Source organism: Pseudomonadota bacterium (genome assembly GCA_023229365.1).
Classification (GTDB): domain Bacteria; phylum Myxococcota_A; class Polyangia; order JAAYKL01; family JAAYKL01; genus JALNZK01.
Window position 1 is genome coordinate 103,810 of sequence record JALNZK010000005.1, and the last position, 10,527, is coordinate 114,336.

At 69.5% G+C, this 10,527-nt stretch carries 9 protein-coding genes, 1 tRNA gene and 1 other RNA gene; 8 read left to right on the forward strand and 3 right to left on the reverse strand.

Features of this window, described 5'->3' with window-relative positions:
* The first annotated feature begins 41 nt into the window (after positions 1–41).
* Both M0R80_05415 and M0R80_05420 read left to right on the forward strand, forming a co-directional pair.
* Positions 42–1,919, forward strand: coding sequence for a bifunctional homocysteine S-methyltransferase/methylenetetrahydrofolate reductase (locus M0R80_05415; GenBank protein ID MCK9459059.1), 1,878 nt, complete (start codon positions 42–44; stop codon positions 1,917–1,919).
* Between the two features lie 4 nt (positions 1,920–1,923).
* Entirely contained in the window at positions 1,924–3,018 is a 1,095-nt protein-coding gene (locus M0R80_05420) for a glycosyltransferase family 4 protein (GenBank protein ID MCK9459060.1), read from the forward strand.
* A gap of 34 nt (positions 3,019–3,052) precedes the next feature.
* Here the strand turns inward: M0R80_05420 and rnpB are convergent.
* From rnpB to M0R80_05435, 3 genes are all read right to left on the reverse strand, one after another.
* An RNA gene (rnpB, locus tag M0R80_05425) (RNase P RNA component class A) lies at positions 3,053–3,451 on the reverse strand.
* 10 nt (positions 3,452–3,461) lie between these two features.
* Complete coding sequence (locus M0R80_05430; protein ID MCK9459061.1) at positions 3,462–4,205, reverse strand: C4-type zinc ribbon domain-containing protein; 744 nt, start codon at positions 4,203–4,205, stop codon at positions 3,462–3,464.
* A gap of 59 nt (positions 4,206–4,264) precedes the next feature.
* Positions 4,265–4,339 (reverse strand) — tRNA-Ile (locus tag M0R80_05435).
* 90 nt (positions 4,340–4,429) lie between these two features.
* On the opposite strand from M0R80_05435, the gene M0R80_05440 reads away from it, so the two are divergent.
* From M0R80_05440 to M0R80_05465, 6 genes are all read left to right on the forward strand, one after another.
* Positions 4,430–5,461: a YchF family ATPase gene (locus M0R80_05440; protein ID MCK9459062.1), complete on the forward strand. Its 1,032-nt coding sequence runs from the start codon at positions 4,430–4,432 to the stop codon at positions 5,459–5,461.
* A 200-nt stretch (positions 5,462–5,661) separates the two neighbouring features.
* Positions 5,662–5,853 (forward strand): hypothetical protein, encoded by a 192-nt coding sequence (locus M0R80_05445; GenBank protein MCK9459063.1) that lies wholly within the window; start codon positions 5,662–5,664, stop codon positions 5,851–5,853.
* Positions 5,854–6,342: 489 nt separating this feature from the next.
* Positions 6,343–7,713, forward strand: coding sequence for an ABC transporter permease (locus M0R80_05450; protein ID MCK9459064.1), 1,371 nt, complete (start codon positions 6,343–6,345; stop codon positions 7,711–7,713).
* A 112-nt stretch (positions 7,714–7,825) separates the two neighbouring features.
* Positions 7,826–9,229 (forward strand): LysM peptidoglycan-binding domain-containing protein, encoded by a 1,404-nt coding sequence (locus M0R80_05455; protein ID MCK9459065.1) that lies wholly within the window; start codon positions 7,826–7,828, stop codon positions 9,227–9,229.
* Positions 9,230–9,263: 34 nt separating this feature from the next.
* Positions 9,264–9,743: a PaaI family thioesterase gene (locus tag M0R80_05460; protein MCK9459066.1), complete on the forward strand. Its 480-nt coding sequence runs from the start codon at positions 9,264–9,266 to the stop codon at positions 9,741–9,743.
* Between the two features lie 299 nt (positions 9,744–10,042).
* The coding region (locus M0R80_05465; protein MCK9459067.1) for an SDR family NAD(P)-dependent oxidoreductase at positions 10,043–10,527 on the forward strand (485 nt) is incomplete at its 3' end.

The following is a 10,527-nucleotide window of genomic DNA, read 5'->3' on the forward strand; positions in this document are numbered from 1 at the left end:
CTTTTCGTGATAGGAAGGGGCCCTTCGCGAAAGGACGGCGCATGGCGAACCGGTTCCGGGAGCAGCTCGATTCGGGGAAGGTGATCGTCTTCGACGGCGGCACGGGCACGATGCTGTTCGACCGCGGCGTGTTCATCAACCGCTGCTTCGACCAGCTCAACCTCGCCGATCCCGAGCTCGTGCGATCCATCCACCGCGAGTTCGTGGCCGCGGGCGCCATGGCGCTCGAGACGAACACCTTCGGCGCGAACCGGTTCAAGCTCGCCGCGTTCGACCTCGCCGGCCGCGTCGCCGAGGTGAACCGGCGCGGCGCCGAGATCGCGCGGGAGGCCGCGGGCGAAGGCTCCCTCGTGATCGGGTCGATGGGGCCGCTCGGCCTGCGGATCGAGCCTTGGGGGCCGACGTCGCTCGACGAGGCCAAGGCCGCGTTCCGCGAACAGATCGAGGGGCTCGTCGCGGGCGGGGTCGACGGCCTGATCCTGGAGACGTTCACGGATCTCGACGAGATCCGGCAGGCGATCGCGGCCGTTATCGAGTGGCGCGAGGCTTTCCGGGCGGATCTCCCCGTGATCGCCTCGATGACCGTGGACCAGTCGGGGCGGTCGCTGTACGGCGCCGATCCGGAGACGTTCGGACCCGCGCTCGAGAAGGCGGGCGCGGACGTCGTCGGCGTGAACTGCTCGGTCGGCCCCAAGCCGATGCTCGAGACCGTGGAGCGGCTCCGCCTGGTGACGAAGCTGCCGCTCTCCGTGATGCCGAACGCCGGCCTGCCGACCGAGATCGAGGGGCGCACGATCTACCTGTGCTCACCCGACTACATGGCGAACTACGCCCGCCGCTTCGCGCAGATCGGCGCGAAGATCGTCGGCGGGTGCTGCGGCACCACGCCGGAGCACGTCCGCGCCATCGCCACGTCGATCCGGCAGATGTCGGCGGAGACGCGCTCCTTCGAGGTGCAGGCCGCGGCGCACGACTCGATCTCGCCGAAGGACGTGGCGCCGGTGCCGCTCGCGCAGCGATCGCGGTTCGCGCACATGATCTCCAAGGGCGCCTTCGTCGCCACGGTCGAGCTCGCGCCGCCCCAGGGCTGGGATCTCGGGCGGATCCTGAAGAGCGCCCAGGCGGTCCACTACGCGGGCTTCGACGCGGTGAACATCCCGGACGGGCCGCGCGCGTCGGCGCGCATGGGGCCGCTCGCCATGGCGTCGGTGATCGAGCGCGAGGTCGGCATCGAGACCGTCATGCACTACGCCTGCCGGGACAGGAACCTGCTCGGCATGCAGTCGGATCTCATCGGCGCGTACGCGCTCGGCCTCAGGAACCTGCTCGTGATCACCGGCGATCCCCCGATCCTCGGCGACTACCCCCAGGCGACGGCGGTGTTCGACGTCGACGCCATCGGGCTGACCAACATGATCACGCGGCTGAACAACGGGCTCGACCTTTCCGGCAGGTTGATAGGCGATCCGACCGGGTTCTTCGTCGCCGTTGGGCTGAACCCCACGGCGCTGAACCGGGAGAAGGAGCTCGCGCGCTTCAAGTGGAAGGTGGAGGCCGGCGCGCACGCGGCGTTCACGCAGCCGGTGTTCGACGCGGAGCAGCTCCTGCGGTTCCTGGACGCGCTCGGGCCGTCCGAGCGGATCCCGATCCTCGCGGGCATCTGGCCGATGCAGAGCCTGCGGAACGCGGAGTTCCTCGCCAACGAGGTGCCGGGCGTCTCGGTGCCGGCCTCGGTGCTCGAGCGCATGGCCGCGGCTCAGGCGCGGGGCGACGAGCGCGAGGAGGGCGAGCGGATCGCCGTCGAGATCCTCGGGCGCGTGCGCGACAGGATCCAGGGGATCCAGGTGGCGGCGCCGTTCGGCCGGATCCGTTCCGCCGTCGCCGTGCTCGAGGCCGCCGGCACCCGCACGAGGGCGTGAGCCGATGGCCGCCCGCAAGCTCAAAGTCCTCATCGCGCACCACAGGTGGTGGTACCCGACCTCGGTCAGCGGCGCGGACATCGCGAACCACGAGTTCGCGCGGCGCCTTCGCGCGCGCGGCGCAGACGTCCGCGTGTACGGCATCTCGCCGCCCGAGATCGAGAGGCGGGGGGGGCAGCGGGAGTACGTGACCGACGGCCTGCCGGTCTGCCTCGTCACGACCGACTTCATCCAACGGCTCTCGGAGATGGTGCGCGACGCCTCCCCGGACGTCGTGCTGACGTCGTGCCCGGGGCCGTCCTGCGGCGCGGACGACGTCACGCGCATGGTCGAGACGCTTTGCCGGCATGGCCTGCCGGTCGTCCTGTACGTGCACGACATCGGCGGCACCCTGCCGCTGTTCGAGGCGGTCAAGGATCGCCTGGCCGCGGTGATCACGAACAGCAACTTCATGGCCGCGCGGATCCGCGCGTTGTGGGCGATCGAGGCGGACGTGGTCTACCCGGTGCCGGAGCGCGCGGCGGTCGACGCGGGGGGCACGCGCGGCCCGTTCATCACGTTCTTCAACCCGTCGCCGCACAAGGGGCTGAGCGTGGCGCACAACCTCGTGACGCGCCGCCTTCCGGACCGGCCGTTCCTGTTCGTCGAAGGGTTCATCGACCCGGAGTCCCACGGCATCGCCCTGTCGCGCTCCGGCAACCTCGTGCACGCGCGGCGCTCGCCGAACGTCGCGGCGATCTACAGGATGACGCGGACGCTCATCGTGCCGTCGCAGTGGGAGGAGCCATTCGGCCGGGTGGCGCTCGAGGCGATGTACAACCGCGTCCCGGTCGTCGCGTCGCGGACCGGCGGCCTGCTCGAGTCCGTCGGCGACGGCGGCGTGCTGATCGACGACTTCGGCAACGTGGAGCGCTGGGTGGAGGAGATCGAGCGGCTCGACGACCCGGCCCACCGCAGGGAGATCGTCGCGGCCGGCGTCCGCCACGCGGCCCTGTTCTCCGCCGAGGAGGAGACGGAGAAGCTCGCCGCCGTGCTCCGCCGCGTCGCCCGCCCGCGGAAGCGGCCCCGCCGCAGGAGCGGAGCGCCCGCCGGCATCTAAAAAAAAAGGGCCGTCGCCGAAGCGACGGCCCAGTCTGTTGAAGGGCCCGTAAGCCGAGTTCTGTTCCCCGCCGAAGTCGCCTGCGGCGGGGCGGCGATCATTCATCTACGACGACCGTCGCCGGCCGCCTCCAGCGGCCTACCCGGGAGCGTCGGACGGGCCGCCCGTGCCGCGCCGAAACGCGGCTGCTCCCTGTTTGGCCTTGCTCCGGGTGGGGTTTGCCTTGCGGATCGCGTTGCCGCGATCCCGGTGCGCTCTTACCGCACCGTTTCACCCTTGCCCGCGCCGAAGCCCGGGCGGTCTCCTCTCTGTTGCACTTTCCTCGGGGTCACCCCCACCGGGCGTTACCCGGCACCCTGCCCTACGGAGCTCGGACTTTCCTCCCGCGAACGGCGCTAGGCGCCGCCCGCCGGCGATCGCCAAGGCCGCTTCAACAGCTTCGTTCAGTCCGTGGCGCCGACGCTCGCGTCGGGCCCGGGCTCGATCGGCCTCTTGTAGACGAGGATCCGCACGCAGGCCGGGCACGTGAACAGCTTGTCGCCGCGCATGAGCTCGTTGTACTGCTGCGGCGGCAGGTTCATGTGGCAGCCGGTGCACTTCCCGTCCACCGCCTCGACCACCGCGACCCCGATCCGCTTGTGGAGCCGCTCGTACTGCCTGAGCAGCGGCGCCGACACGTGGCTCGCGAGCTCGGTGCGCTTCGCCCCCGTCTCGCCGATCTTCCGCTCGACCTCGGCCATCTTGACGCGCCCCTCGTCCTCGACCGCCTTGAGGTGCACCTCGAGCTCGGCGAACTCCCGCGAGTGATCCTCGATCGCGACGCGGTACTGTTCGAGCGCCTCCATCACCTGCAGCACCTCCTTCTCGCGGTCCTGGATGGTGTGCCGGATGGTGTCGATCTCCCGCTGCGCGGCCTTGTTCTCTTTCTCGTTGCGGGCCGCCTGGAGCTTGGCCTTGCTCTTGCCCAGCAGCTCGTTCTGGATCTCGACGTCGCGCTCGCGCTCGCGACGCCACGCCTCCGCGTCCGCCACGCGCTGCCGCTCCTTCTCGAGGATCTCGCCGATGTGGGCGACGTTGCGGCGTGTCTCTTCGATGTTTTCGGGAATTCCTTGGAGTGTCTTGCGGAGCTCGAGGTTGTCGAGGTCGAGCTTCTGGAGCTCCAGCAGGGCAGCGAGATCTTGCAACACCGTACTCATCCTCGCTAGGTTGGGCCGAATCGTGTTTTCATCGCGACGTCCGCTCACGGTGGGCCCGCCCGGAATCGAACCGGGAACCACCCGGTTATGAGCCGGGGGCTCTGACCTAGTTGAGCTACAGGCCCGACCAGGGCCGGGATTATAGCCGTCGCCTTTTTCGATGCAAGGAGATTCCCCATCTGGTATCGGTTGGCGGCGACGGAGGTGGGACGGACATGAAGATCGGCATCGTCGGATTCCCGGGCTCAGGCAAGACGACCCTCTTCAACGCGCTCACCGGGCAGAGCGCGCCGACCGGTTACGGCGGGGGCAAGGTGAACCTCGGCGCGATCAAGGTCCCGGACCGGCGCGTCGATCGCCTCGCGGAGATCGACGATCCGCGGAAGATCACCTACGCCGAGATCGCGTTCGCCGACGTGCCCGGCGGCCGCGGCGGCTCGAGCCTGGATCCGCAGACGCTCTCGCGCATCCGCGAGATGGACGCGCTCGTCCAGGTGGCGCGCGGCTTCGACGCCGGGGAGGGCGCGCCGACTCCCGCGCACGAGCTGCGCGAGTTCGAGGCGGAGCTGATCCTCTCCGACATGCAGGTCGTGGAGAAGCGCGTCGAGCGGCTGAAGAAGGATCGCTCGGACATGCGACAGCTCGCGCTGCTCGAGCGGTGCCTCGCGCACCTCGCCGAGGAGCGGCCGCTGCGCGATCTCGATCTCGCGGAGGAGGACGGCGCGACCCTGACCGGTTTCGCGTTCCTCAGCCTGAAGCCGCTCATGGTCGTCCTGAGCCTGCCCGAGGGCGTGCCGGGCGGCGCCGTGCCCGACGAGCTCTTTGCGCTCGCCGCGTCGAGGGCGATCACGGTGATGCCGATGTGCTCGGCGATCGAGGCGGAGATCGCCGCGCTGCCGCCTGCGGACCAGAAGGAGTTCCTCGCGGATCTCGGGCAGACCGGGCCCGCCGCGGCGCGCTTCGCCCGCGCGGCGTTCGGCATGCTGGATCTGATCACGTTCCTGACGCACGGTCCGGACGAGTGCCGCGCGTGGCCGCTGCGCCGGGGCGCGACGGCGGTCGAGGCGGCGCGCACGATCCACAGCGATCTCGCCCGCGGGTTCATCCGCGCCGAGGTGATCGCCTTCGAGGACTTCGACGCGCTGGGCACCGAGGCAGCCTGCCGCGACGCGGGCAAGCTCCGCATCGAGGGGCGCGACTACGTGGTCCGCGACGGGGACATCTGCCACATCCGGTTCAACGTCTGACAGGCGGTCACGCGTTTTCGCCCGGGGCGTGACATTCTGTCGCCTGGACCCGCGCGACCCGGCGGCGAGCAGTGAAGAAATTCGAATAAAAACGTAGCGTTGTAAAAGCCGTACGATCTGGCACGGAGCGTGATGATGCTCGCCGCGCGGGCGGGCGGGCCCGCTACGAGGCGCGGCCGAGGGCCGCTGCGGAGGTTTCGATGCGAGCCAAACGACTGATGCTCATCGCCGTGACGGACGGCATCGAGAACGCGGAACAGGAGACGATCTGCGGTGCGCTGGCTGGCCGCGTGCGGGCGCGCATCGCCAGAAGGCCGGGCCGGTGGCGCGAGCGGATGCACGAGCTTCCGAGACCGGGCGGCGATGAGCCGGTCTGTCCGGAGGCCGCGTAACTCTGCTGAAGGGGTTTGAATAAAAAGAGGCCCGTCGCTGAGGGCGGGCAGCGACGGGCCAGTCAAGAGAAGGAGCAAAAATTTGAGCGAGCTAAGTGTTCGCCAGAGCGCAAAAAGAGCTAAGTCAACGATCTAAGAGCCCGGAACCTACTTATAAAAGTCAACGGCGGAGGAGATCATCGACTCAACTGTCCTGTCCGCCGGTTGCCGGGACCCAATGCAAGGGCGGTGCCAGGACCGCACCGCTGCGGTGTCCATCGCGCAACCTCCTCTCGTTCAACGCGTTTTCAACCCGGAGCGCGGTCCGTGTGGCACGAGGAAGGGCGACGGTCCGCGGTACCGGAAGGAAAAACGTGACAACCATGTCGCGATTCCAGCCGAACCATGCAAAACTTGCGGGGAAAGGTGGACGGATGAGCAGCCCGCCGAGGATCGTCGGAGTGGATCGTCGGAGTTGCGCCCGCCGCGCGCCGCGGGGTATACGACGCCATGGGCTACGCGCGGTTCATCGGTGCGCGGTACACGCAGTCGAAGAAGAAGCGATCGATCTCCGCGATCACGGCGGTCGCGATCTTTGGCGTGGCGCTCGGCGTCGCCATGCTCTCGATCGTCATTTCCGTTTCGAGCGGATTCCAGGACGAGTTCATCAAGAAAGTTCTCGGCGTGAACGCCCACGTCCTCGTGATGAAGTACGGGATCGATTTCACCGAGTACCGCGACGTCCTGCGCACCGTGCGCGAGCTCCCCGAGGTGCGCGGCGCGGCGCCGTTCGTGATCCAGGAGATGATGATCTCCAAGGGCGAGCACACCGCGGGCGTGCTGCTCAAGGGCGTGGATCCGAAGCTGCTCGGAGAGGTGCTCGATCTCTCGAAGCACATCGTGGAGGGCGGGGTCGATCGCCTGCGGCTGCCGGGCTCTGGCCCGCCGGGCGCTCCCCGCGCGCGCGCCGCGAACGACGCGGAGCTGGCGACCCAGATCGAGGAGGATCTTCACGGCGACGCGGGCCCGGACGGGGAGGGCGACGCGGCGCGGGCCGCGCGGAGCGGCGGGCGGGCGCCGGGGATCGTGCTCGGGCGGACCCTGGCCGAGAACCTCGAGGCGCGCGTCGGAGACTCCGTGCAGGTGACGACGCCGCTCATGGGGCTCGACGTGCTCGGCTGGTCGCCGTCCGAGGCCCGGCCCACGACGATGAGCTTCGAGGTGGTCGGCGTCTTCTACGCCGGGTTCCTCGAGTACGACACGAAGCTCGTTTACGTGGATCTCTTCGAGGCGCAGCGGTTCTTCGATCAGGGCGACTCGGTGACCGGCGTGGAGGTCACGGTCCACGACATCCAGACCGCCCCGGCCACGGCGCGGCGCATCCGGGAGACCCTCGGCGGCGGGCCGTACCACACGGTCGACTGGGAGATGCTCAACGCGCCCTTGTTCACGGCGCTGCAGACGCAGAAGATCGTCCTCGCGATCGTCTTCGCGGTGATCATCGGGGTCGCGGCGTTCAACATCATCGCGACGCTCGTGATGATGGTGTTCGACAAGCGGCGCGAGATCGCGATCCTGAAGTCGATGGGCGCGTCGCACTCCGCCATCCTGCGGATCTTCGTCTACGCCGGGACGGTGGTCGGCGTTTACGGCGTCGCCATCGGCCTGACGATCGGGATCGGCGTGTGCCTCCTGCTCGACAAGGTCGGATGGCCGCTGGATCCCAAGGTCTACCTCATCGATCACCTGCCCGTGACGATCGACTGGCTGAGCTTCGCGGTCACGGCCGTCGTCGCGTTCGTCATCTGCCTGATCGCGACGATCTGGCCGAGCATGAGCGCGGCGCGGATGCGCCCGGTCGACGGGCTGCGGGACGGTTGAACCCCGGGCGCGGGGCTGCCGGGAATTTCCGGGCGCCGTGAGGCGTCCAACTCTGCTGGCGGTCGCCCGCCGCGGCGGGAGAGCCGTGTCGGGCGCCCGCGAGGTGCGGTAGATGGCGATGCGATCTTCCAGTCGGCCGTTCGTCGGCCTCGCCGGCGCGGCGCTCATCGCGTGCGCGGCGTCCCTCGCGAACCCCGTCCCCGCCTTCGCCGCGGGGCGCGCCGAGACGTACGTCATCAAGAAGGGCGACACGCCCGGGTCCGTGGCCAAGCGGTTCGGCGTGACCGTGGAGGAGTTGCTCCGGTTCAACAGCCTCGGCCCCAAGGGCCCGTTCCGAGTCGGCGACACGCTCGACGTCCCGGCCGCCGGGGAGGTGACCGGCGCCAAGTACGTCGTGCAGGCGGGCGACTCGGTCGCGAAGGTGGCGGACTTCCACGGCGTCTCCCAGGACGACCTGCGCGCGGCGAACGACCTCCGGCCGGACGAGGCGCTCAAGACCGGGGACGAGATCGTGATCCCCACCTCGCTGCGCGGCGGCGCGTCGGACGGCCACGTGGTACGCAAGGGCGACACGCTCGCGTCGATCGCGAAGAAACACGGCGTCACGGCCAGGAAGCTCGCGGCGGCGAACAAGCTCAAGAAGGGCTCGCCGCTCAAGCTCGGCCGCACGCTCGTCATCCCCGAGCCCGAGGAGGTCGACGACGGCGACAAGATTCCGCCGGCCGCGCGGTCGAAGCTCGTCGTGAGCGGCGAGAAGATCCCGGGGGGCGTGCGCCACACGGTGCAGCCCGGGCAGACGCTGTGGATCATCGCCCGCGCCTACAACGTCAAGGGCGGGGCGATCGCGGTCCGCAACGGGATCGCGACGGACACGCCGCTCAACGTGGGCCAGACGCTGTTCGTCCCCGGCGCCAAGGAGCCCGTGCCGGTGCGCGTCAAGGGCTACTCGGCGCAGCCGATCCACTTCGTCCGCGTGTGGAACAACGCCCAGGTGACGACGCGCCTCCTCAACAAGGCGGGCAAGCTCCTCCCGGACGCGAGGCGCAAGGTGAGCGCCCTCGCGGGCGCGCGGACCAAGACGAAGCGCGTCAAGACGCGGCTGCTCAACCCGCGGCTCTTGCAGATGGTCCAGCGCGTGGCCGAGAGGTGGCCCGGCCAGACGGTCGAGATCGTCTCCGGCTACCGCCCCAGGATGCGCGGCCGCGAGTCGCGGCACAGCCAGGCGAAGGCGCTCGACTTCCGCGTCAAAGGCGTGCCGAACCGCGAGCTGTACGAGTTCTGCAAGGAGCTGCCGAACTCGGGCTGCGGGTACTACCCGAACTCGGTGTTCGTGCACATGGACACGCGAGAGAAGAGCGCGACCTGGATCGACTACTCCGCGCCCGGGGAGCGGGCGAAGTACAGACGGCCCAAGGACGAGCAGACCGAGGAGGCGCCGAACGACGAGGCCGAGTCCGATCTCGAGGAGTCCGGCGACGAGGGCGGCGAGGTCGGCGCGCCGGCACCGAACCCGTAGACGACTGCCGCGAGCCGTGACACAAATCGACGCCATGAGCGACAAGGCGTTTCAGGACTTCTATTCGGACGCGGTGAGCCAGTGCTACGGCTGCGGCAGGCTCAACCCGCACGGGCTGCAGATCAAGAGCTTCTGGGACGGGGACGAGAGCGTGTGCCGCTTCACGCCGCGCCCGTACCACACCGCGCTGCCGGGCATCGTGTACGGCGGGCTCGTCGCGTCGCTGATCGACTGCCACGGCACCGGCACCGCCGCCGCGGCCGCGTACCGCGCCGCCGGCCGCGAGATGGGCACCGAGCCGGAGCTGCGGTTTGTCACCGCATCGCTGCACGTCGACTACCTCAGGCCCACGCCGCTCGACGCCGAGCTCGAGCTGCGCGGGACGATCGAGGAGCAGAAGGAGCGCAAGGTGATCGTCGCCGTGGCGCTCTCGGCCAGGGGCGAGCTGTGCGCCAAGGGCCGGGTGATCGCGGTGCTCATGCCCGCCGCGATGATGGCCGCCGGCAAGAAGTGACCTGCGACCTGGCTCTCAGTTCTTTCCCCGTCCACTCGGTCCATTCCGTCCACTCGGTCCACTTCGTCCATTTTCTTCCCTCCCCCCTTGCCCCGCTCCCGACGGTGCTTATACTTTACCTTGTGTTCAGGATTTAGCCGCGAGGGCCCAGCGCCCCCGCCGCGATTGAAAACTGCGTCGAGAGATCATCTCGCAAACCCCACACCCCCCCGTGCCGCGGCCGGAGCCAGGAGGATCCGGCGGCGGCCCCGCCTATCCGCGATCCCGGCGGTGTGGTAACAGCGGGACGCAGGTGCGAGATGAAGTGGACCGCTGACGATATCCCCGATCTCTCGGGCAGGACGGCGCTCGTCACCGGCGCGAACAGCGGACTCGGCTTCCACACCGCGCTCGAGCTCGCGCGCCACGGCGCCGAGGTGCTCCTCGCCTGCCGCGACCTATCGAAGGCGGAGGCCGCGGCGGCGTCGATCCGAGCAGAGGTCCCGGGCGCCGCACTTGCGCTCGTCGAGCTCGATCTCGCGGATCTCTCCTCGGTGCGCGCCGCGGCAGCGGAGCTCCTCGGGAAGCGCGGGGCGCTCCACCTGCTCGTCAACAACGCGGGCATCATGGCGGTCCCCCGCGCGAAGACCGCAGACGGCTTCGAGCTCCAGCTCGGCGTCAACCACCTCGGCCACTTCGCGCTGACCGGCCTGCTCGCGGGGCTTCTCGCAGGGACGGGCGGCGCGCGCGTCGTCACGGTGACCAGCCTGATGCACAAGCTCGGGCGGCCCCGGCCCGACGACCC

What these genes read in the sequence shown, in the direction of transcription:
- M0R80_05440 (MCK9459062.1), top strand. Translation starts at nt 4,430, where the DNA reads ATGAAGATCGGCATCGTCGGATTCCCGGGCTCAGGCAAGACGACCCTC.
- M0R80_05445 (MCK9459063.1), top strand. Translation starts at nt 5,662, where the DNA reads ATGCGAGCCAAACGACTGATGCTCATCGCCGTGACGGACGGCATCGAG.
- M0R80_05450 (MCK9459064.1), top strand. Translation starts at nt 6,343, where the DNA reads ATGGGCTACGCGCGGTTCATCGGTGCGCGGTACACGCAGTCGAAGAAG.
- M0R80_05415 (MCK9459059.1), top strand. Translation starts at nt 42, where the DNA reads ATGGCGAACCGGTTCCGGGAGCAGCTCGATTCGGGGAAGGTGATCGTC.
- M0R80_05460 (MCK9459066.1), top strand. Translation starts at nt 9,264, where the DNA reads ATGAGCGACAAGGCGTTTCAGGACTTCTATTCGGACGCGGTGAGCCAG.
- M0R80_05455 (MCK9459065.1), top strand. Translation starts at nt 7,826, where the DNA reads ATGGCGATGCGATCTTCCAGTCGGCCGTTCGTCGGCCTCGCCGGCGCG.
- M0R80_05420 (MCK9459060.1), top strand. Translation starts at nt 1,924, where the DNA reads ATGGCCGCCCGCAAGCTCAAAGTCCTCATCGCGCACCACAGGTGGTGG.